General features: G+C 35.4%; 33 protein-coding genes. 2 read left to right on the top strand and 31 right to left on the bottom strand.

Features of this window, described 5'->3' with window-relative positions; translation table 11 throughout:
• Nucleotides 1-99 precede the first annotated feature (99 nt).
• The 5 genes from pepD to I6I93_RS06170 form a co-directional block, all read right to left on the bottom strand.
• Nucleotides 100-1548, bottom strand: coding sequence for a beta-Ala-His dipeptidase (gene pepD, locus I6I93_RS06190; RefSeq protein WP_112889845.1), 1449 nt, complete (start codon nucleotides 1546-1548; stop codon nucleotides 100-102).
• A gap of 9 nt (nucleotides 1549-1557) precedes the next feature.
• Nucleotides 1558-2967 (bottom strand): YfcC family protein, encoded by a 1410-nt coding sequence (locus I6I93_RS06185; protein ID WP_070700330.1) that lies wholly within the window; start codon nucleotides 2965-2967, stop codon nucleotides 1558-1560.
• A gap of 469 nt (nucleotides 2968-3436) precedes the next feature.
• Nucleotides 3437-4105, bottom strand: a complete 669-nt coding sequence (locus tag I6I93_RS06180) for a TetR/AcrR family transcriptional regulator (protein ID WP_236587166.1) — start codon at nucleotides 4103-4105, stop codon at nucleotides 3437-3439.
• 139 nt (nucleotides 4106-4244) lie between these two features.
• Entirely contained in the window at nucleotides 4245-4664 is a 420-nt protein-coding gene (locus I6I93_RS06175) for a deoxycytidylate deaminase (RefSeq protein WP_112889844.1), read from the bottom strand.
• Nucleotides 4661-5239 carry a ribonuclease H1 domain-containing protein gene (locus I6I93_RS06170; RefSeq protein ID WP_112889843.1) on the bottom strand — a complete coding sequence of 193 codons (579 nt, stop codon included), beginning with the start codon at nucleotides 5237-5239 and terminating at the stop codon, nucleotides 4661-4663. Before I6I93_RS06170 ends, I6I93_RS06175 begins: the two co-directional genes overlap by 4 nt.
• Nucleotides 5240-5327: 88 nt before the next feature.
• Between I6I93_RS06170 and I6I93_RS06165 the strand changes: the two genes are divergently transcribed.
• Together I6I93_RS06165 and I6I93_RS06160 are read left to right on the top strand one after the other, a co-directional pair.
• Entirely contained in the window at nucleotides 5328-6218 is an 891-nt protein-coding gene (locus tag I6I93_RS06165) for a fructose bisphosphate aldolase (RefSeq protein ID WP_112889842.1), read from the top strand.
• 201 nt (nucleotides 6219-6419) lie between these two features.
• On the top strand, nucleotides 6420-7760 hold the full coding sequence (locus tag I6I93_RS06160) for a sodium-dependent transporter (RefSeq protein WP_112889841.1): 1341 nt from the start codon (nucleotides 6420-6422) through the stop codon (nucleotides 7758-7760).
• Between the two features lie 69 nt (nucleotides 7761-7829).
• Here the strand turns inward: I6I93_RS06160 and gloB are convergent, their stop codons facing one another.
• The 26 genes from gloB to rplP form a co-directional block, all read right to left on the bottom strand.
• Entirely contained in the window at nucleotides 7830-8519 is a 690-nt protein-coding gene (gene gloB / locus I6I93_RS06155) for a hydroxyacylglutathione hydrolase (protein ID WP_112889840.1), read from the bottom strand.
• A gap of 497 nt (nucleotides 8520-9016) precedes the next feature.
• Nucleotides 9017-10639, bottom strand: a complete 1623-nt coding sequence (groL, locus tag I6I93_RS06150) for a chaperonin GroEL (protein WP_112889839.1) — start codon at nucleotides 10637-10639, stop codon at nucleotides 9017-9019.
• 25 nt (nucleotides 10640-10664) lie between these two features.
• Nucleotides 10665-10946 carry a co-chaperone GroES gene (locus I6I93_RS06145; protein WP_019138771.1) on the bottom strand — a complete coding sequence of 94 codons (282 nt, stop codon included), beginning with the start codon at nucleotides 10944-10946 and terminating at the stop codon, nucleotides 10665-10667.
• A gap of 1267 nt (nucleotides 10947-12213) precedes the next feature.
• Nucleotides 12214-12750: a methylated-DNA--[protein]-cysteine S-methyltransferase gene (locus I6I93_RS06140; RefSeq protein ID WP_112889838.1), complete on the bottom strand. Its 537-nt coding sequence runs from the start codon at nucleotides 12748-12750 to the stop codon at nucleotides 12214-12216.
• Between the two features lie 47 nt (nucleotides 12751-12797).
• Nucleotides 12798-13139 carry a 50S ribosomal protein L17 gene (gene rplQ / locus I6I93_RS06135; protein WP_070700304.1) on the bottom strand — a complete coding sequence of 114 codons (342 nt, stop codon included), beginning with the start codon at nucleotides 13137-13139 and terminating at the stop codon, nucleotides 12798-12800.
• A 10-nt stretch (nucleotides 13140-13149) separates the two neighbouring features.
• Nucleotides 13150-14097, bottom strand: a complete 948-nt coding sequence (locus tag I6I93_RS06130) for a DNA-directed RNA polymerase subunit alpha (RefSeq protein ID WP_070700301.1) — start codon at nucleotides 14095-14097, stop codon at nucleotides 13150-13152.
• 26 nt (nucleotides 14098-14123) lie between these two features.
• A complete protein-coding gene (gene rpsK / locus I6I93_RS06125; protein WP_070700298.1) occupies nucleotides 14124-14519 on the bottom strand; it encodes a 30S ribosomal protein S11 in 396 nt (131 codons plus the stop codon).
• 12 nt (nucleotides 14520-14531) lie between these two features.
• Nucleotides 14532-14894: a 30S ribosomal protein S13 gene (gene rpsM, locus I6I93_RS06120; RefSeq protein WP_019138775.1), complete on the bottom strand. Its 363-nt coding sequence runs from the start codon at nucleotides 14892-14894 to the stop codon at nucleotides 14532-14534.
• Between the two features lie 11 nt (nucleotides 14895-14905).
• Nucleotides 14906-15019: a 50S ribosomal protein L36 gene (gene rpmJ / locus I6I93_RS06115; protein ID WP_010244353.1), complete on the bottom strand. Its 114-nt coding sequence runs from the start codon at nucleotides 15017-15019 to the stop codon at nucleotides 14906-14908.
• A 22-nt stretch (nucleotides 15020-15041) separates the two neighbouring features.
• Nucleotides 15042-15260 carry a translation initiation factor IF-1 gene (gene infA / locus I6I93_RS06110; RefSeq protein WP_005957367.1) on the bottom strand — a complete coding sequence of 73 codons (219 nt, stop codon included), beginning with the start codon at nucleotides 15258-15260 and terminating at the stop codon, nucleotides 15042-15044.
• An 18-nt stretch (nucleotides 15261-15278) separates the two neighbouring features.
• Nucleotides 15279-15500, bottom strand: a complete 222-nt coding sequence (locus I6I93_RS06105) for a KOW domain-containing RNA-binding protein (RefSeq protein ID WP_306344719.1) — start codon at nucleotides 15498-15500, stop codon at nucleotides 15279-15281.
• 36 nt (nucleotides 15501-15536) lie between these two features.
• Entirely contained in the window at nucleotides 15537-16178 is a 642-nt protein-coding gene (locus tag I6I93_RS06100; RefSeq protein WP_070700293.1) for an adenylate kinase, read from the bottom strand.
• 9 nt (nucleotides 16179-16187) lie between these two features.
• A complete protein-coding gene (gene secY / locus I6I93_RS06095; protein WP_112889837.1) occupies nucleotides 16188-17468 on the bottom strand; it encodes a preprotein translocase subunit SecY in 1281 nt (426 codons plus the stop codon).
• Complete coding sequence (gene rplO, locus I6I93_RS06090; RefSeq protein ID WP_070700291.1) at nucleotides 17468-17917, bottom strand: 50S ribosomal protein L15; 450 nt, start codon at nucleotides 17915-17917, stop codon at nucleotides 17468-17470. The genes secY and rplO overlap by 1 nt, the downstream gene beginning before the upstream one ends.
• A 13-nt stretch (nucleotides 17918-17930) precedes the next feature.
• Nucleotides 17931-18107 carry a 50S ribosomal protein L30 gene (gene rpmD / locus I6I93_RS06085; protein WP_070700290.1) on the bottom strand — a complete coding sequence of 59 codons (177 nt, stop codon included), beginning with the start codon at nucleotides 18105-18107 and terminating at the stop codon, nucleotides 17931-17933.
• 10 nt (nucleotides 18108-18117) lie between these two features.
• Nucleotides 18118-18624 (bottom strand): 30S ribosomal protein S5, encoded by a 507-nt coding sequence (rpsE, locus tag I6I93_RS06080; RefSeq protein WP_070700289.1) that lies wholly within the window; start codon nucleotides 18622-18624, stop codon nucleotides 18118-18120.
• A 13-nt stretch (nucleotides 18625-18637) separates the two neighbouring features.
• A complete protein-coding gene (rplR, locus tag I6I93_RS06075; protein WP_112889836.1) occupies nucleotides 18638-19000 on the bottom strand; it encodes a 50S ribosomal protein L18 in 363 nt (120 codons plus the stop codon).
• A 15-nt stretch (nucleotides 19001-19015) separates the two neighbouring features.
• A complete protein-coding gene (gene rplF, locus I6I93_RS06070; protein ID WP_070700287.1) occupies nucleotides 19016-19552 on the bottom strand; it encodes a 50S ribosomal protein L6 in 537 nt (178 codons plus the stop codon).
• Between the two features lie 14 nt (nucleotides 19553-19566).
• On the bottom strand, nucleotides 19567-19962 hold the full coding sequence (gene rpsH, locus I6I93_RS06065) for a 30S ribosomal protein S8 (protein ID WP_112889835.1): 396 nt from the start codon (nucleotides 19960-19962) through the stop codon (nucleotides 19567-19569).
• 30 nt (nucleotides 19963-19992) lie between these two features.
• Nucleotides 19993-20178, bottom strand: a complete 186-nt coding sequence (locus I6I93_RS06060) for a type Z 30S ribosomal protein S14 (protein WP_005957510.1) — start codon at nucleotides 20176-20178, stop codon at nucleotides 19993-19995.
• Nucleotides 20179-20189: 11 nt separating this feature from the next.
• Nucleotides 20190-20735 carry a 50S ribosomal protein L5 gene (gene rplE / locus I6I93_RS06055; protein WP_112889834.1) on the bottom strand — a complete coding sequence of 182 codons (546 nt, stop codon included), beginning with the start codon at nucleotides 20733-20735 and terminating at the stop codon, nucleotides 20190-20192.
• Between the two features lie 11 nt (nucleotides 20736-20746).
• Nucleotides 20747-21055 carry a 50S ribosomal protein L24 gene (rplX, locus tag I6I93_RS06050; protein WP_112889833.1) on the bottom strand — a complete coding sequence of 103 codons (309 nt, stop codon included), beginning with the start codon at nucleotides 21053-21055 and terminating at the stop codon, nucleotides 20747-20749.
• A gap of 14 nt (nucleotides 21056-21069) precedes the next feature.
• Nucleotides 21070-21438 (bottom strand): 50S ribosomal protein L14, encoded by a 369-nt coding sequence (rplN, locus tag I6I93_RS06045; protein WP_112889832.1) that lies wholly within the window; start codon nucleotides 21436-21438, stop codon nucleotides 21070-21072.
• A gap of 23 nt (nucleotides 21439-21461) precedes the next feature.
• Nucleotides 21462-21716 (bottom strand): 30S ribosomal protein S17, encoded by a 255-nt coding sequence (rpsQ, locus tag I6I93_RS06040; protein ID WP_070700282.1) that lies wholly within the window; start codon nucleotides 21714-21716, stop codon nucleotides 21462-21464.
• A 4-nt stretch (nucleotides 21717-21720) separates the two neighbouring features.
• A complete protein-coding gene (gene rpmC, locus I6I93_RS06035; RefSeq protein ID WP_060800689.1) occupies nucleotides 21721-21927 on the bottom strand; it encodes a 50S ribosomal protein L29 in 207 nt (68 codons plus the stop codon).
• Complete coding sequence (rplP, locus tag I6I93_RS06030; protein ID WP_070700281.1) at nucleotides 21917-22348, bottom strand: 50S ribosomal protein L16; 432 nt, start codon at nucleotides 22346-22348, stop codon at nucleotides 21917-21919. The genes rpmC and rplP overlap by 11 nt, the downstream gene beginning before the upstream one ends.
• Between the last annotated feature and the right edge of the window lie 9 nt (nucleotides 22349-22357).

The raw sequence follows: 22357 nt of genomic DNA, 5'->3' as shown, positions 1-22357 counted from the left end.
AATAAAAATATAATAAGGAGACGAGCCTGTTAGCAGCCTCGTCCCTGTCAATTTCATTATTTCTTTAACAAACTTATATTTATCAAAATGTCTTCTTACTTAAGCTATTTCTTTTAGAAACACTTTAAAAGATTCATAAAAATTTATCACAGATGGAATATTTGCTGATTCAGAAGGACTGTGAAGACCTGTGTGATCTGGCCCAACACTAATAATATCAAGACTAGGCTTCTTGTTTATTAGATATCCTGCTTCTAAACCGGCAGGTGAGACTTTTATTTCTAATTTTTTATTGAGTTCTTTTTCAAAAATTTCCTTATAGATATCTCTTAATTTGCTATCAGGGTTAAATCTCCAACCTGGGTATTCTGCATAGATCTTTACATCACCACCATATATATCCGAAATCGTAGAAATTTTATTGTAAGTGTATTCTACTTGAGATTTTTCCATAGCCCTTATCTCATTAATAAATTTAACACAATCATCTTCAATTTTAACTTCGCCTAAATTATTAGATGAAATAACTACATGATTTTTAGGATCTACTTCAAAAATTCCATTAGGATATAATTTTATAATATTTATTATCTTATTAAAATCTTCAGAATTTATTGCTTCTTGTTCAGAGTTTGACTCTTCAGAATTAACACAAATAGTATCTGAAAAAGAATTATATTCATAATGAAGCTCTCTTTCAAAGTTATCAAGAATCTTGTCTATTTGATCTTTATCCAAATCTGTACTAATAATTGCGTAAGCTTCTCTTGGAATAGCAAGTCTAAAAGTACCACCATTGATGTCCAAAATTTCTATATTATCCTCAAGTTTTTCTAATAGTCGAGATAAAGTTATAATAGCGTTACCTCTACCTTTTTCTATATCTTCTCCAGAATGTCCTCCTAAAAATCCGCTAACTTTTATTTTTAAAGTATTTTTGAATCGTCTTTGTTGTCTGTTGATTTTTAAAGAGAAAGTTACTCCAGCTCCACCATTACTTCCTGCTATAATTTCATCATCTTTACTATTATCAATGTTGATAGCTCTATTTCCTATTATCCAATCCTTTGATAGATTATTTACACCGCTAAAATCATCTTCCTCTACAGTGGTAAATATTGCTGTTATTGGAGGGTGTGACGTTTCCTTATCTTCTAAAATCGACATTATTACTGCCACACCAATTCCATTATCAGCACCAAGAGTTGTCTTTCCACCTGTATTAAGTTCATCTCCGTCAATTTGAACAGGGATAGGATCATTATCAAAGTCAAAATCAAAGCCATCTTGCTTTTGACAAACCATATCTAAGTGAGCTTGCAAGATTAATTCTTCTTTATTTTCTCCACCATTTTGACCATCTTTTAAAATTAGTAGATTAAAATTATCGTCTTGTTTAACATCAAGATTAAGTTTTTCTGCCCAATTTTTTAAATAATTTGACACTTTTTCTTCTTTAAATGATGGTCTAGGAATTTCTGTAAGCTTTAAAAAATTGTTAAAAATTTGAATTTCCTTAAGTTCATTGATTGAGTTATATTTTTTCATTATTACCTCCTAGAATGGTCCAAGGCCAATGTTTACAGCAACAATACATGCTACAATTCCTATTAGGTACCATAATAAAACTAGTTTCCAGAACCATTTAATCCACTTTCCATAAGATATGTTCATCATTCCAAGAGCAACCATTATTGTAGCTTCTGCTGGTGAAAGCAAGTTAGTTATTCCATCACCCATGTGGAAAGCTAGTGCAACAGTTTGTCTTGTTATACCAAGAACATCTGCCATTGGTACCAAAATAGGCATAACTAGTACGGCTTTTCCTGAACCTGAAGGTACAAATAAGTTTATTATTGATATTACGATAAATGATAATGGAGCAGATACTATAGAAGGAACATTTGCTAAAAATCCTGTTAAAGCATGTACAATAACATCAAGTATATGACCATCCATCATTACTATTGTCAAACCTCTTGCTAAACCAACACATAAACAAGGATATAGTAAATCAGCAGCACCATTTACAAAAGCATTCACTCCTTCGTTTATTGGTTTACCTGAAATAATTGTTATAACTATAGTTAATAGAATAAAAACTGCTGCCATTTCTCCTAAGTAAAAATGATATACAATTACTCCATAAATAATTCCTATAACAGCTAATACAAAAGATAACAATACCAATTTATGTCTTGTGGAAAATTCAACATCTGTAGAAATTTCTTCCCTATATTTGCTTGTCTTATCTTCTTCATATGATAATGATAGCTGAGGATTTTTATGAATTTTATCTGCATATCTATATATATAAGCAATTGTCACAATAAGTGCAACAACCCATATTACTAATCTGAAACCAATTCCAGAATATGGTGGTAGTTCTGCTATTTGTTGAGAAATCCCTAAAGTGAAAGGGTTCATAACTCCACCTATATAACCAACAGCAACACCACATATACCTATTACAACACCTGTTATAGAGTCAAATCCTAAGGCCAAGCACAAAGTTATTTGCATTGGTAAAAAAGCTAGACACTCTTCAAAGTTCCCTAGAAAAGCTCCTCCCAAAGCCCACAAAGTTACGAAAAATACCACTACGAGTTTTTCTTTTCCCTTTAACTTAGTTGCTGTTTTTGAAAGCAATGCTTCCAAAGCGCCTGTTAAATTAAGTACTCCAAAAGCTCCACCTATAATTAATAGGAATGAAGTTATTTCAGAAGAATCAACAAGTCCTTGATGGACAGAAGATAGCACTTTCCAAAGACCAACTGGTGTATTTTCAATATAATGGAATGAACTTGGATCAACCATTTCTCTACCAGTTTCAGGATCTAATATCCTTGTGTATTCTCCAGCTGGAACTAAATAAGTTAAAATTGATACAACTACCATTAAAATGCATATTAATAGTAGAGCATCGGGTGATTTGAATTTTTTTAATTTTTCTTTTAATTTACTCATTTTAATACCTCCTAAATAAAATATAACACCCTTAGAAACACAATTATAATAATAGTGATTGCAATATACTACTTTCACTAAATCGACTTTCAGGACAATATCAAACAATAACTAATATAATTATTCCTTTTAATTAATTCTTTATATATTTTTATACTCAAAATATTGATAATAGGATAATTGTCCTCTTTCTCTACAACAAAACTCATTTTCTTATATTTAACTTAATCCCCCCTTATAATCACAAAATCCTAGACTTGTCTTTTTACAATAAATAAAAATAGTCATCTAGGATTAGGAATCAATTCTGATGTTAAAATTCATATCATATACTGTTATATATTTAAATATAATGAATTTTCTCAACTTCCTTTAGACTTACTTTTATATAAAAAGTTTTAATATAACCTTTTCCCATAACTCAGACTTATTTTATAAATCTTTTTTATGTAAATATTTTTTACTAGTGCTATTTTGCATTATCTAATAGATAGTCAAAAATTTCTAAAAAAGACTTTTCGTGTGAGTCTAGGTCCAATTTATCTCCTTGGATCATGGCCTCGTAAACATAGGACTCGTGCACGCTTATGATTATCTTTAGGGTTATATCAGATTTTTTATCCTCTATTGTCCCTTCACTAACTAGTTGGTCTACTATTTGCTTATCTCTAGAATACATATTTCCCTGAGTCAAGAGACCCCTTAGAAGCTCATCGTGACCCTCAAGATCGTCAGGAAATATATCATAGTATTCTTTTATAACTTCTAATAACATAGGACTGTATTTTCCAAAAAACATATTGTGAAATATAACTGGCGACCTAAAGGCATAGTGGTTAAAAGTTTCATAAACTGTCCTATACTTTTCTATAGTTGTCATACCTTTTTTTATATTTCTTGCTAAGGCAGATGTATATTCTCTCAAGTACCTAATTGATGCAAATAAAATTAAGTGTTCTAAATCTTCAAAGTAGTAGTAAAGCGTTGCTGAATTGTAGCCTGCCCTCTTAGCTATTTTTCTTATGGAAATTTTATCTATATCGTCTTCCTTCATTAGGTCTTCTGTAGCCTCAATGAAGCATGTCATGACTTTTTTCTTTTTTTCGATAACATTCATAACTTTATCAACTCCTTTCATATTTTTAATCACGATTAATTAATTTCAATCACGATTATATTATCTAATATTTACTTTGTCAACACTTTATTAAAATAAATTTATAAAAAATAGAAAAAGACCTAGGAGTAAATCCTAGATCTTTCGTCATCCAACACTTTCAAATTTGTTTTAACTTAACCTTATTCTTATTTATAAGTTCCATGGCGTAATCGTCTACCCTATAGGCTTCGTGGTATATTATTTCTCCTATGCCTGCTTGGATAAGAGCCTTGGTGCAATTGAGGCAAGGGAAGTGTGTTACATAAGCCTTGGCTCCCCTTACTGATATTCCTTCTTTTGCACAATACAAGAGGGCATTCATCTCTGCATGGATTGTTGCTATGCAGTGGCCATCACGCATTGTGTGGCCGACTTCGTCGCAGTGGGGGTTGCCTGTTACTGATCCGTTGTAGCCTGTTGAGACTATCCTGTTGTCAGAGTTCACAAGGACGCAACCCACAAAGGCCCTGTCACAAGTGGACCTTGTTGCCACCATTTCTGTTATTTCCATAAAATATTCATCCCAAGATTTTCTCATTTTGCCTCCTTTGCAAGTTGATCTACAAGTTCATTGTACTTGACCCCAGAGTGGGCCTCTACTTTTATAAATTTTACCTCCAGCTTGTCCTTTATGGAATCATAAAAGTTTTTGTAGTAAATTGTTCCTTCTTTATTGGTCTTCCAAAAGCCAAGAGCCCAAGACCTTATCCCCTCGTAGTCGTAGTGTAAATAGATTTTTTTCTTGCCAAGCTTAACTGCCTCTTCCATGGCACGCATGGCTCCCTTGATTTCTCCCGATACATTCCTCATCTCTGAGTCCTTGAAAAATCTCTTTGAATAAGTATATTCTTCTTCATCGTTAAACATGTAGACTCCATAGGAGTGGGACTTGTCCTTATTCCTGTAAGACCCGTCAACATAAACTACAAGTTCATCTTTTTCTGCGAATTCTTTCTTCTCTTCTTCTACTTCATTTATAAAAGCTTCTGCATCCTCACGAGTGGAAAACTTTTTGAAACTTGCTCCCTTAAAGCCCATAGTTTCTCTCTTGCACTCATCCCAAGTGTGATAGATGCCAGGATTTCTTCCTATTCTAACTGCGTAATACTTCATATTCACCTCAAAATTTTGTCATTTGTCAACTATGTCTACTTATTATATAATTAGAAGTAATTAGAAGTCTACACTTTTGGAGGTAAAAATGAACAAAGAACAATTTGAAAGAATGAAAAATGGCAAGGGCTTTATTGCTGCTCTTGATCAATCTGGTGGATCAACACCAAAGGCCCTATTAAATTATGGTGTTACTGAAGATGCTTATTCAAACGAAGAAGAAATGTTTGATAAGGTCCACGAAATGAGAAAGAGAATTATAAAAGACGAAGCCTTTACATCTGATAGAATTTTAGCTGCAATCCTATTTAAGGTCACTATGAATTCTAAAATCGATGGCAAGTTCACTGGTGACTACCTTTGGGAAGAAAAGGGCATAGTTCCAATCCTTAAAGTTGACGAAGGCCTTGATGTAGAAAAAGACGGCGCTCAACTTATGAAGCCTTTCAAACACATTGACGAACTTCTTGAAAATGCTAAGGAAAGAAATATTTTTGGAACTAAGATGCGTTCTGTTGTAAAGGAACTTAATGAAGAGTCTATTAAAAAAGTTGTTGAACAACAATTTGATTACGCAAAGAAAATTTCTGCAGCAGGTTTTGTTCCTATTATCGAGCCAGAAGTTGACATCCACGCTAAGGACAAGGCTGAAATAGAAGAGGTTCTTAAAAAATATCTTGTGGAAGAACTTAAAAAATTAGACAAGGAAACTTATGTAATGTTTAAGTTAACTCTTCCAGAAAAAGAAAATCTTTACGAAGACCTTTACGACTTTGACCAAACTGTTAGGGTTGTTGCTCTTTCTGGTGGCTACTCAAGAGATGACGCCAACGAAAAACTTAGAAAAAACAAGGGCGTAATTGCTTCTTACTCAAGAGCCCTTACTGAAGGTCTTAATGTAAATCAAACTGATGAAGAATTTACAAAGATGCTTGATGATTCTATCGAAAAGAATTACTCAGCTTCAGTTGAAAAATAAAATTAATTATTAAGCCTCTGATTTCTTCAGAGGTTTTTTTGTGTGTTTTTTGCTTAACCACTCTTAAATGCCTTCTTATTGACATTGACAGGCCCCTAATGTAAACTATTTCATAAGCATATTTTTCTTGGAGTATCGAAATTAAGCCAAGAGATTTATTTTTAATTAAGTCCCAAGAGGACTAAAGTTAGGAGAAGAATTATGGATGACAAATTAAAAACTCGTGATGGTTTTAAAAGTAAGTGGGGCTTTATCCTCGCCTGTATTGGCTCTGCCGTTGGCATGGGAAATATTTGGCGCTTCCCAACAATGGTCTCAGCCTATGGAGGCATGACCTTCCTCATACCCTACCTTATTTTCGTAGCCCTCATTGGTTCCACTGGAGTTATTTCAGAGATGGCCCTGGGAAGATCTGCCCAAGCAGGTCCAGTTGATGCCTTTGGCGACTGCACAGAACTCAGGTGGCAAAATAGGAAAATTGGAGAAATCATTGGACTTATACCAGTCCTTGGTTCCCTTGCCCTTGCCATAGGTTACACTTGTGTCATGGGTTGGATTTTTAAATATACATATCTTGGAATCTCTGGCAATCTTTATGAGCTAGGCCAAGACATGGATGCAATTGGTGGAACTTTTGGCCAAACTGCATCAGCCTTTGGGGCAAATATGTGGATAGTAATTGCAATTATTGCAAGTTTTGCCATTATGGTAATGGGAATTTCTGATGGAATTGAAAAGGCAAACAAGATTATGATGCCTACACTTTTCATTCTCTTCGTTGGACTTGCAATTTATATCTTTAATCTTCCTGGATCCCACGAAGGTTACAAGTATATTTTTTCTGTGAATCCTGAAGGACTAAAGAGTCGTGAAGTGTGGATTTATGCCTTTGGACAAGCCTTCTTCTCCTTATCAGTAGCAGGCAATGGAACAGTTATCTATGGGTCTTACCTACCTAAGGATGAATGCATTCCATCATCAGCAAGAAATGTTGCAGTCTTTGATACCATAGCAGCAATGATGGCGGCAATAGTAATTATTCCAGCCATGGCAGCAGCATCAGCTGAACTTGACGCAGGTGGCCCTGGTCTTATGTTTATATATCTTGTAAATGTCTTTAACGGCATGCCCATTGGAAGAATTGTGGGAATGATCTTCTACATCTGTGTTCTTTTCGCAGGACTTAGCTCCATAATAAATCTTTATGAAGCTCCAGTTGCCTACTTCCAAGAGAGATTTCATTTCTCAAGACCCCTTGCCACAGTTATAATCCACATCATAGGTTGCACAGCAGCTATAATGATTCAGGGAATAGTAAGTGGTTGGATGGACGTAGTTTCCATTTACATTTGTCCACTTGGCGCAGCCCTTGCAGGCATAATGTTCCTTTGGATTGCAGGAAAAGATTATGTCCTTGCCGCAGTAAATGAAGGTTCTCCAAAGGGTATTGGATCTTGGTACTACCCACTTGCAAAGTATGTATATGTAACAGCAGCCATTGTTGCCCTAATAGCAGGCGCAAGACTAGGTGGCATTGGTTAATAAAATATTGAAAATAAAAAAAGTGTTGGCTTTTGTAATAGCCAGCACTTTTCTTTTGCATATTTTTTCTTAAAAATTATCCTTTTTATTTCTAAATTCTATAAACTCATCTAAGTCCTTTGCCAAGAAGAAAGGATTTATTTTTTTCTCTTTTCCTATTGTAGATGGAAGTGTAATTTTATCTTCATCTCTTAGTTTCCTTACCCTTTCATATTCCCTATCCAGGTCCTCATTAGAAATTATAGACTTGGCAAATTTTAAATTGGCAAGAGAATACTCATGAGCAGGATAAACCACGGTGTCGTCAGCTAGGTTTTTTAACTTCTTAAGTCCTTCGTAAGCTTTTTTATAGTCCTTAGTGAAGACCCTGCCACAACCTGCTAGGAAGAGGGCATCGCCGCAGAATAAGTTACCATCAACTAAATAAGAAATGTGATCCTCAGTGTGGCCACCTGTGGAAATAACCTTGAAGTCTTCTCCGAAAATTTCAAATTCGTCTCCATCCTTTAAAGTCACATCGTTATATTCACTGGTTTCAGTAGGTCCATAAACCTTGGCTCCGTATTTTATCTTAAGCTCGTCAACACCACCAACATGATCCATGTGATTGTGGGTTAGAATTATATAGTCAAGTTTTTTATTCTTCAAATGATCTATAACAGGACCTGCATCGCCAGGATCAACAACAATAAGCTTGCCATCCTTCTCAATAGTCCAAATATAATTGTCGTTAAAAGCTTTAATAAAATTAATATTCATAAAACACCTCATAATATTCTTACTCTTATTGGTGGGATTTAAACATAGATTGAGTTTTGCTTGTCGAAAATCTGTGTTCCTTAATTTTTAGCTGGATAAGGTTCTTCATCAGCTTTACCTTAAATTAAAAAGACAGTCAACTTTGTGACTGCCTTTAATTATGCTTTTTCTTTGCTTACTTAATCCGACTCGCTTGAAAATGCACATTATTCATTCGCATTTTCTACGCTCGCTGGATAAGGTTCTTCATAGCTTCAGGCTCCTTTCAGTCGCCTTCAGCTTGAAGACCGTAAAAAAGTAGCCTTATGGTTTTAAGACTACGTTTTGTTTTTTTATTTAATTTGTTTCAAGATATCCGACTCACTCAAAAATGTTCCCTATTCGGTCACATTTTTTTCGTTCGCTGGATAAGATTTTTCATCAGCTCATGCGTCGCTCACGCTTGCATTCGCTGTGAAAACCAGAAAAACCGAGACTCGTCTCGGTTTTTCTTATCATTACATCATACCCATGCCTGGATTCATTGGAGGCATTGCTGGTTCGTCTTCTTTTATGTTTCCTACTGCTGCTTCTGTTGTCAAGATCATTGATGCTACACTTGATGCGTTTTGTAGGGCTGATCTTGTTACTTTTGTAGGGTCTACTATTCCAGCTTCTTTCATATCCACATATTCTGACTTGTAAGCGTCAAAGCCTATTCCTCTATCTTTTGTCTTTACGTGTTCTACGATTACTGAGCCTTCTAGTCCTGCGTTTTCTGCTATTTGTTTTAGTGGTTCTTCTAGAGCTCTTAGGATAATGTTAGCGCCTGTTTTTTCGTCGCCTTCTAATTCATCAACTACTTTTGCAACTGCTTCTATTGAGTCGATTAATACAGTTCCACCGCCTGCAACGATTCCTTCTTCTACTGCTGCTCTTGTTGCTGCTAGGGCATCTTCGATTCTTAGTTTTCTTTCCTTAAGTTCAACTTCTGTTGCTGCCCCAACTTGGATAACTGCAACTCCGCCAGAAAGTTTTGCAAGTCTTTCTTGTAGTTTTTCTTTATCAAATTCTGAATCTGTTTCTTCGATTTGGTTTTTAATGTGGTTAATTCTGTTTTCTAATTCAGATTTTTCCCCAGATCCATTTACAATTACTGTAAGTTCTTTTTCAACTCTTACTTTTGAAGCTGATCCAAGCATTTCTACTGTTGCATCTTTTAGGTCTTGACCTAGGTCAGATGAAATAACTTGTCCACCTGTTAGGATTGCAATGTCTTGAAGCATGTCTTTTCTTCTGTCGCCATAGCCTGGAGCCTTTACTCCAACTACATTAAGTGTTCCTCTAAGTGAGTTAACAACTAGAGTTGCAAGTGCTTCACCGTCAATATCATCTGCAATAATAAGAAGTGGTTTTGATTCTTGAAGAACTTGTTCTAGTAGAGGAAGAATTTCTTGGATATTTGAAATCTTCTTGTCTGTAATTAAAATATATGGGTCTTCTAATTCTGCAACCATCTTGTCAGAATCTGTTACCATGTAAGGAGATAGGTAACCTCTGTCAAATTGCATACCTTCAACAACGTCAAGGCTTGTTCCCATTGATTTTGATTCTTCAACAGTGATAACTCCGTCGTTTCCAACTTTTTCCATTGCTTCAGAAATAAGTTTTCCAACTTGTTCGTTAGCAGCTGAAATAGAAGCAACTTGTTCAATAGCTTCCTTAGATGAAACTTCAGTTGAGAAGTTCTTGATTTCTTCAACAGCCTTATCAACTGCCTTAGCGATTCCCTTTTGAAGAACCATTGGGTTTGCACCTGCTGCAAGGTTTCTCATACCTTCTCTAATGATAGCTTGTGCAAGAAGTGTAGCTGTAGTAGTACCGTCCCCTGCAACGTCATTAGTCTTAGTAGCAACTTCCTTTAAAAGTTGTGCTCCCATATTTTCAAATTTATCTTCACATTCAATTTCTCTTGCAATTGTAACACCGTCGTTAGTAATAAGAGGTGTTCCATATTCCCTATCTAAGATAACATTTCTTCCCTTAGGTCCAAGAGTTACCTTTACTGTATCAGCAAGAGTGTTAATTCCTTTTATTAAGCCTTTTCTAGCATCTTCTGAAAATTTAATTTCCTTTGCCATTTTATCTCTCCTTATTTAATAAGTCTTATTCAATAACTGCCAAGATGTCTTGGAACTTAATTATAGTGTACTTTTCGTCGTCAAGTTCAATATCATTTCCTGCGTATTTAGAGAAAATAACCTTGTCTCCAACCTTAACAAGTCCCTTCATTTCTTCGTCTGTATCTAATTTGTTGCCAGTTGCAACAACTTCTGCGATATTTGATTCTTCCTTAGCTGAAGAAGGAAGAACAATACCAGAAGCAGTAGTTTCTTCTTTTTCAATCTTTTTAATGACGATTTTATCATCAAGTGGTCTTAACTTCATTTATATAAGCCTCCTAAAATCTAATCTTATTTTTTAGCACTCACATGCCTCATCTGCTAATACATATATGATAACTCAAAGGAAAGATTTTTTCAAGTAGTTGGGGGAGAAAAATATTTTAAAAGCTTTGCTTTTATAATTGCTTTTGGTGGGGCGTATACCCATTCGGAACGCAGGGGGCATCGTGAAGTAGATGATTAAAGACTTCGTCTTTAAAATCTAATAAAAGATTTCATCTTTAAAGTCTCTTTGTAAAGCTAAGCTTTACTATTCTTTATCCGGAGGGGGTTATACCCATTCGGGCACAAGTGACCTTTCGATTGGTCCTTCCCCCTCCGGACCACCCCCAACACCTTCAACGACCTGGCAGGGGCCTTTGCCAACAACCCCGAGCGGCAGCCATCCTAAAAATTCAAAACTTGCTCGCTACAAACTTTTAAAAATTTAAAATAATTTATCAATAAAGTCAGAAAGTCCTGGCTCTATTTTTTATTTGCGAGCTTCGCGTGAACCTAATCAACTCAAAATTCGCTTCGCTCCTTTTCGCTTTAAGGTTCATCGGTTGAGCAATAAATTGCTCAAGCACATTGAATTTTTTGACGGCTGTCTTGCCTTACGGGGTTTCTCGACCTTAGTTCACGGTTTTACCTCTAGAATGTTCCTAATTTATGTTGAGTTACTTACCAATACTTAATAAGTCGAATAAAGTTTTGCATCAAAAAAAACTTAACCAGTAAATAATTAAGCTTCATCTTTTTATAACTTCATATTTATTTGTGAAGTTGTATTTTTTTGTGAGTCCGTAACAAACTATGACTTAAGAGTTAAATGTGAGTATGGAATTTTTTATGACTTCTCAACAAACTGTGACTTTAGAATTAAATGTGAGTATGGTATTTTTTATCACTTCTTAACAAATAACAGCTTCAAACTTAAGACGTAAACTAATGGAGTGCACCAGCTTGTTGAAGTGTGATTAGTCCATAGACTTTACCAATATACCGCAAGCTAATAATGCAGTATGCAAAAAGTTCGGAGACGTTAAAAAAATTTCACTGTTTGAGCGAAGCGAGTTTGAAATTTTTAGTCAGAGAGCTTTTTGCGTATTAAAGGGTCGAGCCCCTGCCAGGTCGTTGGGGGTGGTAAGGGGAGGTATGGAGGGGACAAGGGCGAATCGAAACGCCCTAAGTCCCCTCCATATGAAGAATAAAAGCCTTAGGCTTTAAATAAATTTATTAAAGATAAAATCTTTTAAAAATCTTTTTTTTTACTTTTCCCCATCCCCCTCAAGCTCCAAGAGCCTCCTCTTGACCTCTAATCCCCCAGCATATCCTCTTAGACTCCCGTCACTTCCTATTACCCTATGGCAGGGTATTATCAAGGAGATTGGATTGTGACCTACTGCTCCTCCAACTGCTTGGTTGGATACTCTCTCATACTTACCGCTTTTAAGTAATTCTTCTCCCACTTCTTTATAGGTCCAAGTCTTCCCATAGGGAATCTTAAGCAAGACTTCCCAGACGTCTTTTCTAAACTCACTTCCACTTACTTTTATTGGTGGAAGAAAGCCTGGATCCTTACCAGCAAAATATTTATCCAACCAATCTTCTGTAAGCCGTAGTATTTTAAATTTTTCTTCATCAAAATCATCTAATGATTTTAATTCAATAAATTTTATCTCTTCATCTTTTAATTTATCTTCAAATTCTTTTTGACTCTCTAGATAAAGTCCACGTAAATTCTCTTCATCAAATATTATTAAAATTTCTCCCAAAAGAGACTTGTATATCTTTTTATAAAGCATGAAACCTCCAAAAAATTATAAAAAAAAGGAAACCCCATTGGATTTCCTTATACTAATTCTATAATTGAAATTTCTGCGCCATCTCCACGTCTTGGACCCATCTTTAAAACTCTAGTGTATCCACCGTTTCTGTCAGCATATTTTTCTGCGTATTCGTCAAATAATTTTGTAACAACATCTTCTGAATAAATATATGCTAAAGCTTGTCTTCTTGCGTGAAGATCGCCTCTTTTTCCAAGTGTAATCATACGATCAGCAATTTTTTGAACTTCTTTTGCTCTTGTGTGAGTAGTTTCAATTCTACCTTCAGCTAAGAGAGAAGTAACAAGGTTTCTAAGCATTGCCTTTCTATGACTTGAATTACGGCCAAGTTTTCTATTTTTTGCCATAATGTCCTCCTTATTCTTCTTCAGGTTTGAGGCTTAAGCCTAACTCGTCAAGTTTTTCAGTTACTTCTTGGAGAGATTTTCTACCAAGATTTCTAACCTTCATCATTTCACTTTCAGTTTTATTAGTTAGTTCCTCAACACTATTTATGCCTGCTCTCTTTAGGCAGTTGAATGATCTTACAGATAAGTCTAATTCTTCAACTGTCATTTCGAGAACTTTTTCCTTTTGATCCTCTTCTTTTTCAACCATCAGGTTGATTTCACTGACATGTTCTTTTAGGCCAATGAAGAGTTCAAGATGTTCTGTTAAGATTTTTGCTGCAAGAGATGTTGCTTCGTCAGCCTTCATTGAACCATCTGTTGTAACTTCAAGGATTAACCTATCGTAGTCTGTCCTTTGTCCAACTCTTGTGTTTTCAACCTTCCAGTTTACTTTTTCTACAGGAGTGAAGTTAGAATCCATAGGTATAATTCCAATTTCAGTTATTTCATCTTTTTTAAGTTCAGAAGGTTCGTAGCCTCTTCCTTTTTCCACCATCATTTCAAGATAAAAATCAGCATCATCATTTAGGGTTGCTATATGTTGATCTGGATTAATAATACTTACATGTGGTGCAAGTTCAATGTCAGAGGCTTTAATTTCTCCCTTGCCCTTTTTTTCTATTACTAGTTTTACAGGCTCATCTTCAGTCATCTTTAAAACTATAGATTTAATATTTAAAACTATTTCAGGTACATCTTCCAATACTCCTGGAATTGTATCAAATTCATGTTCAACGCCACGTATATTGATAAAAGATACAGCTGCGCCTGGTAGAGAGGAAAGTAACACTCTTCTTAAGGAATTTCCAATAGTGATACCAAATCCAGCTTCTAAGGGTTCAACGACAAACTTGCCATATAAACCCGATTCATCTAATTCTTCAATACTAATCCTAGGTTTTTCAATTTCAATCATGGGTACCCTCCTTCTCGGTCAATAGTTTAGACTCTTCTACGTTTTGGTGGTCTACATCCATTGTGAGGAATTGGAGTAACATCTTTAATCATTGTTACTTCAAGACCTGATGCTTGAAGAGATCTAATTGCAGCTTCTCTTCCTGAACCTGGACCCTTAACATATACGTCAACGCTCTTTAGTCCGTGTTCTTTAGCTTTTTCAGCTGCTTCTTGTGCTGCCTCTTGTGCTGCAAAAGGAGTAGACTTTCTTGAACCTCTAAATCCAAGTTGTCCAGCACTAGCCCAAGATATAACATTACCGTTAATATCAGTAAGAGTAACCATAGTGTTGTTAAATGTTGAAGCTATATGTGCTTCGCCTTTTTCAATATTTTTACGTACACGTCTTCTAGCACGTGTAACTTTTTGTTTTTTTGCCATTTAAGTCCCCCCTTACTTACTCTTAGAAACAAGTTTCTTAGGACCTTTTCTTGTCCTAGCATTTGTCTTAGTCTTTTGTCCTCTTACAGGAAGACCAGCTTTATGTCTTCTTCCACGGTAGCAGTTAATTTCACGAAGTCTCTTGATGTTCATAGCAACATCACGACGTAAATCACCTTCTACGTGGTACTTATCAATTTCTTCTCTAATTTTAGCAAGTTCTGCTTCTGTAAGGTCTTTAACACGAGTGTCAAAGTCAATACCAGCTGCAGTTAAAATTTCTTGAGATCTGGGTTTTCCAATACCGTAGATATATGTGAGTCCAATTTCAACTCTTTTTTCTCTAGGTAAATCAACACCGGAAATTCTAGCCATAATTACCTCCCTTATCCCTGTCTTTGTTTATGTTTCGGATTTTCACAGATTACCATTACTTTTCCGTTTCTTTTAATTATTTTGCACTTTTCGCACATCTTTTTTACAGATGGTCTTACTTTCATTTAAATGCCTCCTGACTCTGGATTATTTCTTTCTCCAAGTTATTCTTCCTCGAGTAAGATCATAAGGTGAAAGCTCAACTGTCACCTTATCACCAGGAAGAATTCTAATATAATTCATTCTCAATTTACCTGAAATATGAGCGAGTATGATATGTCCATTTTCAAGTTCAACCTTGAAATGAGTATTAGGAAGAGCGTCTACAACAACGCCTTCTACTTCAATTACATCTTCTTTAGCCATATTATTAAGGATCCTCCTTTAGCTATAAGGTAATAGTTTCTTTCTAATATAGGTGTCGCTGAAGTCACTAACCTCAGTATCAATGACATCCTTATATATATAAAGATGTTTTACCTTTTTTTTCTTTGGTCGATCTAGCTTTCTTAGTTTTCCATCAACGAGTAAGAGAAGGTCATCATCAATGATATCCATTATGATATAAACCTTGCCCTCATCCCTACCTTTTTTGGATCTTACCACTTGTCCCTTCAAAAGACTAAATGTTTTATCCATGAACTATTCGAGACCAATAACTATATCGTCAAATACTTTATCAATATCCTTGGCACCGTCAATGTCTATTAATAGATTTTGAGCTCTATAGTAGTCAATAAGAGGTGCTGTTTGATCAAAGTAAACAGAAATTCTAGTCTTTACAGTTTCTTCAGTATCGTCATCTCTTTGAATAAGCTTAGTGCCGTCTTTATCACAAATTCCTTCTTCCTTTGGAGGATTGAACTTAACGTGATAAGTCATTCCACAAGTTTTACAAACACGTCTTCCAACAGCTCTTTCAATTAAGATTTCTGGATCAACAGAAATATTAATTACCTTAGTTAGCTTGTCATCATTCTTGTCTAAGATTGAGTCAAGACTAACAGCTTGAGCTACAGTTCTTGGGAAACCGTCTAGTAGAAATCCTTCTTTAGCATCCTCCTTGTTAAGTCTGTCTTCAACAAGTGCAATAACAAGATCATCAGGAACTAAAAGACCCTTGTCCATATAGGACTTAGCTTTCTTTCCAAGTTCAGTATTGTTCTTAATATTTTCTCTAAAGATATCTCCAGTTGAAATGTGTGGGATATTGTATTTTTCAACAATATATTCAGCTTGTGTGCCTTTTCCGGCCCCTGGAGGTCCCAATATAACTAATTTCATAATTACCTCCTACTTATTCTTTAAGAATCCACGATAATTTCTCATGATTAATTGTTGTTCTAACACCCTGTGAATTTCAAGCACAACACCAACAACGATGATAATTGATGTACCACCATAGTTAAATTGTAGTCCTGAAATAAGTGTTAAGATTGTTGGAAGAACTGCAAGTATAGAAAGTGCAATTGCTCCCGGCATAACTAATCTATTTAAAGTTCTACCTAAATAATCACTTGTAGGTTTTCCTGCTCTAATACCACTAATAAAACCACCATTAGCTTGAAGGTTCTTAGAGTATTCAACAGTGTTAAATTGGATTGTAGTGTAGAAGAATGTGAAGAATACAATAAGAATTACAGTAAATATTATATAAAGCACAGCTCCTGGTCCACCAGCTGGTGTTAACCATTTTTGAATCCAATTTCTAGTTGATTCACTTGTAAACATAGCAATAGTTGCTGGAATAGCAAGTAGTGAGTTAGCGAAGATAATTGGCATAACACCAGTCATTAAAACCTTAATAGGAATATGAGTGGATTGGCCACCGTACATCTTTCTACCAACAACTCTCTTTGCATATTGTACAGGAATTCTTCTCTCACCTTCAGTAAGTGTTACTACAAAAGCAACAATTGCGATTGCAATTATTACAAATAGCACTAAGAAGATTGGGCTAGCTTTTCCTGCCTTAACAAGAGCAACAGATTGAGCTATATCAAGTGGGAATCTTGAAACGATACCTGCAAAAATTAATATTGAAATACCATTTCCAATTCCGTGTTCAGTAATTTGTTCTCCTATCCAAATTAAGATCGCTGTACCTGCAACTATTGATAGGATAATAGTTACATATTCAATAGCACTTGTTGCGTTAACTGCTTGTCTAAATAGACCAAAAGTATAACCAATTGCTTGAATAAGAGCGATAACAATAGAAAGGTATCTAGTGTATTTTGCAATAGCCTTTCTACCAGTTTCTCCTTCTTTTGCAAGAGATTCCAAGGATGGAATAGCAATTGTCAAAAGTTGAAGTATGATTGATGCTGTAACATATGGATAAATGTTAGCAGCAAAAATAGTAAATCTTCTAAAGTTTCCTCCTGCCATTAGGTCAAGGAAGGAAAAAATTGATCCGCCTGATCCTGAAAAGATTTGTGAAATCACTTGTGAGTTCATATAAGGAACGGCGATATGTGATCCAAGTCTATATAATAGAAGCATGAAAAGAGTGAAGAGCATCTTCTTACGAAGAGATTCAACCTTCCACGCATTTCTAAAAGTGGACAGCATTAAATCACCTCGGCCTTTCCTCCGCAAGCCTCAATTTTTTCTATAGCAGATTTTGAGAAATGCTGAGCTTTAACAGTTAATTTAACATTTAATTCACCATCTCCCAAGATTCTAATTCCGTCTTTAGCCTTACCAGCTTTAATATATTTATTTTCGATTAAGAATTCAGGAGTGATTTCAGTTCCTTCTTCAAATACATTAAGATCAGCTACGTTTAATACTGCATATTCTTTCTTAAAGATATTTGTAAATCCTCTCTTAGGAAGACGTCTGAATAGTGGCATTTGTCCACCTTCAAATCCAGGTCTTACTCCGCCGCCACTTCTAGCATTTTGTCCCTTGTGACCCTTGCCGGAAGTTTTACCAGTACCGGAACCAATTCCACGACCTACTCTCTTTCTAGCTTTAACTCCGCCGCCTTCGTTAGGTCTTAAGTCATGTAACTTCATTAGGTACACCTCCTTATTCTACTACTTCGATCATATAATCGACTTGTTTTAACATTCCTCTAATTTGAGGAGTATCATTTTTTTCAATTACTTGGTTTACTTTTTTGAAACCAAGAGCTTTAATTGTTTTTCTGTGTTTTGGCACTTTACCGATAGGACTTTTTACAAGTTTTATTTTAATTGTACTCATGATTTTCCTCCTATCCTAAAATTTCTTCAACAGATTTATTTCTAAGTTTTGCAACAGATTCTGCAGTCTTAAGAGACTTTAGACCTTCCATTGTTGCATTAACGATGTTTCTTGGGTTATTTGTACCAATGTTCTTAGTACGAATATCAGTAATACCTGCAAGTTCGCATACAGCACGCACTGCACCACCGGCAATAACTCCTGTACCTTCTCTTGCTGGTTTTAAGAATACTTTACCTGCACCATAAATTCCAGTTACTTGATGAGGAATAGAAGTGTTTAGTAAGTTAACTCTTACAATATTCTTTCTAGCATCTTGTGTTGCTTTTCTTATAGCTTCAGGAACTTCAAGAGCTTTACCAGTACCTACACCAACGTGTCCGTTTTTGTCACCAACTACTACAAGAGCTGAGAATCTAAAGTTTCTACCACCCTTAACTACTTTGGCAACTCTATTAATAGCTACTACTCTTTCTTCAAGATCAAGTTCTGCCGCATTTATTAATGAACGCTCCATTACTTCCTCCTTCTTAGAATTTTAGACCAGCTTCTCTAGCTGCATCAGCAAGTGCTTTGACCTTACCGTGGAATACATATCCACCTCTGTCAAATACAACTTCTTCAATTCCTTTTTCTTTTGCCTTATTAGCAATAGATTCTCCAACAGATTTAGCTGCTTCAATATTTCCAGTGTTTTCTAGGTTTAATCCCTTATCAAGTGTAGATGCACTTGCTAAAGTATTGCCAGCTTCATCATCAATTAGTTGAGCATAAATATGTTTAGATGATCTGTAAACTGAAAGTCTAGGCTTCATAGAAGTACCGGAGATATGATTTCTAATTCTTTTGTGTCTTTTAATTCTGTTTTCATTTCTATTAATCTTTTTTAACACTTAAATTCTCCTTTCTTACTTACCTGTCTTACCAACTTTACGTCTTACATGTTCATCAGTATATCTAATACCCTTACCCTTATATGGTTCAGGTTCTCTGAAGCGTCTAATGTAAGCAGCATAAGCGCCAACTTGTTGTTTGTCATTACCTCTAATAATAATTGAGTTAGGAGATGGAACTTCTACTTCAATACCTTCTGGATCTTCTAAATCAAGAGGGTGAGAGAAACCTAAGTTAAGAGAAAGAACCTTTCCCTTCTTAGCAGCTCTGTATCCTGTACCGATTATTTCAAGAGATTTTGAATAACCTTCTGTAACGCCAATTATCATATTTTCAATTAGAGTTCTAGTTAAACCGTGAAGTGCCTTAATTCTTTTAATATCATTTGGTCTTTCTACAGTGAGAACTCCGTCATTTAATTCTATTTTTAAATCTTTATCGAAAGATTGTGTTAGTTCACCCTTTGGTCCCTTAACAGTAACTGTTTGACCGTCAACTTTAACATCAACGCCCTTTGGGATTTCAATAGGTTTTTTGCCAATTCTTGACATTTTTCACCTCCAAATTACCAAACGTAGCAGATTACCTCTCCGCCAACTTTATTTTGTCTTGCCATTTTATCTGTAATTATTCCCTTAGATGTAGAGATAATTGCAATTCCTAGTCCACCTAGAACTTTAGGAACATCGTCGCACTTAACATAAACTCTAAGTCCCGGTTTAGATATTCTCTTTAAACCAGAGATAACTCTTTCACCGTCCTGAGAATATTTAAGATCTATTTTAATAATTCCTTGTTTGTCATCTTCAACAACGTCATATCCTTTAATATAACCTTCATCAAGAAGAATCTTTGCGATTTCTTTTTTGATGTTTGAGCAAGGAACATCAACAGATTTGTGTCTTGCATTATTTGCATTTCTAATTCTTGATAGCATATCTGCAATTGGGTCTGTCATCATATCAGTTTGCCTCCTTTCATCTAAGGCTTATTACCAGCTAGCTTTTCTTACGCCAGGGATTTGTCCTTTATACGCAAGTTCTCTAAAGCATATTCTACATATTCCATATTTTTGTAAAACTGAATGTGGTCTTCCACAAATTTTACATCTTGTATATTCACGAGAAGAATACTTTTGTTTCCTCTTTTGTTTAGCAATCATTGATTTTTTAGCCACTTTGTACCTCCTTAAGCCTTAGCAAAAGGCATTCCCATCTTGTCTAGGAATTCTTTAGCCTCTTCATCAGTTTTAGCTGTAGTTACTATATTGATGTCCATTCCTCTAATTGTGTCTACCTTATCGTATTCAATTTCTGGGAAGATAAGTTGTTCTTTAAGACCTAGTGCATAGTTTCCTCTGCCGTCAAATGCAGTTGGCTTAACACCTCTAAAGTCTCTTACTCTTGGAAGAGCAACGTTCATAAGCTTATCTAAGAAATCATACATTCTTTCGCCTCTTAGAGTAACCTTAACACCAACGTTTTGACCTTCACGAAGTTTAAAGTTAGCTATAGATTTTCTTGCCTTAGTAACAAGTGCCTTTTGACCTGAGATAAGAGTTAGGTCTTCAACAGCTGCTTCTAGAGCCTTGTGGTTATCTTTAGCTTCGCCAAGACCAATGTTTATAGTGATCTTTTCAAGTTTCGGTACTTCCATAACGCTTGAATAATTGAAGCGTTCCATTAGGTGGCCCACAACTTCTGTCTTATATTTTTCTTGTAATCTTGAAGTCATTATTCTACCCCCTACTTAATGATGTTTCCGCTAGATTTTGCAAATCTAACTTTCTTTCCGTCTTCAAATTTATAACAAACTCTTGTTGCCTTTCCTGATGCACTGTCAAAGTACATTACATTAGACACGTGAATTGGTGCTTCCATTTTTTCTATTCCACCTGGTGCTTGAGGTCCTCTTGGTTTCATGTGTTTAGTAACAACATTTACCTTTTCTACAACTACTAAGTCTTTCTTAGGAATTGTTCTTAGGACTTTACCAGTCTTGCCTTTATCTTTTCCGGCTATAACTTTTACGATGTCATCTTTTTTAATTCTCATATTACACCTCCAAATTATAGTACTTCCGGAGCTAGAGAAATAATCTTCATGAAGTTTCCAGCTCTAAGTTCTCTAGTTACAGGTCCAAAAATACGAGTCCCAACAGGGCTTCTATCGTCTTTTATTACAACAGCTGCGTTGTCATCAAATTTGATGTAAGATCCGTCTTTTCTGCTAATACCCTTGTTTGTTCTAACGATAACTGCTTTTACAACAGCTCCTTTTTTGACAACGCCACCGGGTGTTGCATGTTTTACAGAACATACTACAATGTCGCCAATGTTAGCTACTCTTCTATTAGTACCACCAAGGACTTTAACAACAGATAGTTCTCTTGCACCTGAATTGTCAGCAACACGCAATCTTGTTTCTTGTTGAATCATGTTATTCTCCTTTCAAGCTAAAATTATTGAGCCTTTTCAATAATTTCTACAAGTCTCCATCTTTTATCTTTACTTAGTGGTCTAGTTTCCATAACTTTTACGCGATCACCAATACCACATTCATTATTTTCATCATGAGCCTTGAAATTAGTAGACTTCTTAAATCTCTTTTTATAGATAGGATGAGTCTTTAAAGTCTCAGTTTGAACTACAATAGTCTTATCCATCTTATCGCTTACAACAATACCTGTTAAAGTTTTTCTTGAATTTCTTTCCATGAGATTAAGCCTCCTTTCCTACTTCAAGTTCACGTTCTCTAATGATCGTTTTTACTCTTGCTATATCTCTTTTAACACTTTTAATACTTGATGGATTGTCAAGTTGGCCAGTTGCCAATCTGAATCTCAAATTAAAAAGTTCATTTTTAAGTTCATTAACTTTATTATTTAAATCTTCGCTTGACATCTTGCGAATTTCATTAGCCTTCATTTGAGTCACCATCCTTATCTTTCATAACGAATTTTGTTCTAATAGGGAGTTTCATGGATGCAAGTCTCATAGCTTCTCTTGCAACTTCTTCTGAAACACCACCCATTTCAAATAAAACTCTACCTGGTTTAACAACTGCTACCCAGTATTCTGGTGCACCCTTACCGGAACCCATACGAGTTTCAGCAGGCTTTTCTGTAACAGGTTTGTCTGGGAAAATCTTAATCCAGATATTTCCACCTCTACGAATATATCTTGTCATAGCACGACGTGCCGCTTCTATTTGATTTGAAGTTATCCAACAAGGTTCTAAAGCTTTTATACCATATTCGCCGTATGCAAGCTCATTACCACGCATAGCCTTGCCCTTCATTCTGCCTCTGTGAACTTTACGATATTTTACTCTCTTAGGCATCAACATGACTATTCC

The sequence above is a fragment of the Peptoniphilus harei genome (assembly GCF_016726485.1).
GTDB classification, from domain to species: domain Bacteria; phylum Bacillota; class Clostridia; order Tissierellales; family Peptoniphilaceae; genus Peptoniphilus_A; species Peptoniphilus_A harei.
The sequence above is the reverse complement of the archived record's forward strand: the minus strand, read 5'-3'. Positions and strand labels throughout refer to the sequence as shown.

Excerpts from the sequence above, each read along its gene's own strand:
- pepD (WP_112889845.1), bottom strand. The coding sequence starts at position 1,548 with ATGAAAAAATATAACTCAATCAATGAACTTAAGGAAATTCAAATTTTT.
- I6I93_RS06185 (WP_070700330.1), bottom strand. The coding sequence starts at position 2,967 with ATGAGTAAATTAAAAGAAAAATTAAAAAAATTCAAATCACCCGATGCT.
- I6I93_RS06180 (WP_236587166.1), bottom strand. The coding sequence starts at position 4,105 with ATGAAAGGAGTTGATAAAGTTATGAATGTTATCGAAAAAAAGAAAAAA.
- I6I93_RS06175 (WP_112889844.1), bottom strand. The coding sequence starts at position 4,664 with ATGAGAAAATCTTGGGATGAATATTTTATGGAAATAACAGAAATGGTG.
- I6I93_RS06170 (WP_112889843.1), bottom strand. The coding sequence starts at position 5,239 with ATGAAGTATTACGCAGTTAGAATAGGAAGAAATCCTGGCATCTATCAC.
- I6I93_RS06165 (WP_112889842.1), top strand. The coding sequence starts at position 5,328 with ATGAACAAAGAACAATTTGAAAGAATGAAAAATGGCAAGGGCTTTATT.
- I6I93_RS06160 (WP_112889841.1), top strand. The coding sequence starts at position 6,420 with ATGGATGACAAATTAAAAACTCGTGATGGTTTTAAAAGTAAGTGGGGC.
- gloB (WP_112889840.1), bottom strand. The coding sequence starts at position 8,519 with ATGAATATTAATTTTATTAAAGCTTTTAACGACAATTATATTTGGACT.
- groL (WP_112889839.1), bottom strand. The coding sequence starts at position 10,639 with ATGGCAAAGGAAATTAAATTTTCAGAAGATGCTAGAAAAGGCTTAATA.
- I6I93_RS06145 (WP_019138771.1), bottom strand. The coding sequence starts at position 10,946 with ATGAAGTTAAGACCACTTGATGATAAAATCGTCATTAAAAAGATTGAA.
- I6I93_RS06140 (WP_112889838.1), bottom strand. The coding sequence starts at position 12,750 with ATGCTTTATAAAAAGATATACAAGTCTCTTTTGGGAGAAATTTTAATA.
- rplQ (WP_070700304.1), bottom strand. The coding sequence starts at position 13,139 with ATGGCAAAAAATAGAAAACTTGGCCGTAATTCAAGTCATAGAAAGGCA.
- I6I93_RS06130 (WP_070700301.1), bottom strand. The coding sequence starts at position 14,097 with ATGATTGAAATTGAAAAACCTAGGATTAGTATTGAAGAATTAGATGAA.
- rpsK (WP_070700298.1), bottom strand. The coding sequence starts at position 14,519 with ATGGCAAAAAAACAAAAAGTTACACGTGCTAGAAGACGTGTACGTAAA.
- rpsM (WP_019138775.1), bottom strand. The coding sequence starts at position 14,894 with ATGGCTAGAATTTCCGGTGTTGATTTACCTAGAGAAAAAAGAGTTGAA.
- rpmJ (WP_010244353.1), bottom strand. The coding sequence starts at position 15,019 with ATGAAAGTAAGACCATCTGTAAAAAAGATGTGCGAAAAGTGCAAAATA.
- infA (WP_005957367.1), bottom strand. The coding sequence starts at position 15,260 with ATGGCTAAAGAAGATGTAATTGAAGTAGAAGGCGTTGTTGTAGACGCT.
- I6I93_RS06100 (WP_070700293.1), bottom strand. The coding sequence starts at position 16,178 with ATGAAATTAGTTATATTGGGACCTCCAGGGGCCGGAAAAGGCACACAA.
- secY (WP_112889837.1), bottom strand. The coding sequence starts at position 17,468 with ATGCTGTCCACTTTTAGAAATGCGTGGAAGGTTGAATCTCTTCGTAAG.
- rplO (WP_070700291.1), bottom strand. The coding sequence starts at position 17,917 with ATGAAGTTACATGACTTAAGACCTAACGAAGGCGGCGGAGTTAAAGCT.
- rpmD (WP_070700290.1), bottom strand. The coding sequence starts at position 18,107 with ATGAGTACAATTAAAATAAAACTTGTAAAAAGTCCTATCGGTAAAGTG.
- rpsE (WP_070700289.1), bottom strand. The coding sequence starts at position 18,624 with ATGGAGCGTTCATTAATAAATGCGGCAGAACTTGATCTTGAAGAAAGA.
- rplF (WP_070700287.1), bottom strand. The coding sequence starts at position 19,552 with ATGTCAAGAATTGGCAAAAAACCTATTGAAATCCCAAAGGGCGTTGAT.
- rpsH (WP_112889835.1), bottom strand. The coding sequence starts at position 19,962 with ATGATGACAGACCCAATTGCAGATATGCTATCAAGAATTAGAAATGCA.
- rplE (WP_112889834.1), bottom strand. The coding sequence starts at position 20,735 with ATGACTTCAAGATTACAAGAAAAATATAAGACAGAAGTTGTGGGCCAC.
- rplX (WP_112889833.1), bottom strand. The coding sequence starts at position 21,055 with ATGAGAATTAAAAAAGATGACATCGTAAAAGTTATAGCCGGAAAAGAT.
- rplN (WP_112889832.1), bottom strand. The coding sequence starts at position 21,438 with ATGATTCAACAAGAAACAAGATTGCGTGTTGCTGACAATTCAGGTGCA.
- rpsQ (WP_070700282.1), bottom strand. The coding sequence starts at position 21,716 with ATGGAAAGAAATTCAAGAAAAACTTTAACAGGTATTGTTGTAAGCGAT.
- rpmC (WP_060800689.1), bottom strand. The coding sequence starts at position 21,927 with ATGAAGGCTAATGAAATTCGCAAGATGTCAAGCGAAGATTTAAATAAT.
- rplP (WP_070700281.1), bottom strand. The coding sequence starts at position 22,348 with ATGTTGATGCCTAAGAGAGTAAAATATCGTAAAGTTCACAGAGGCAGA.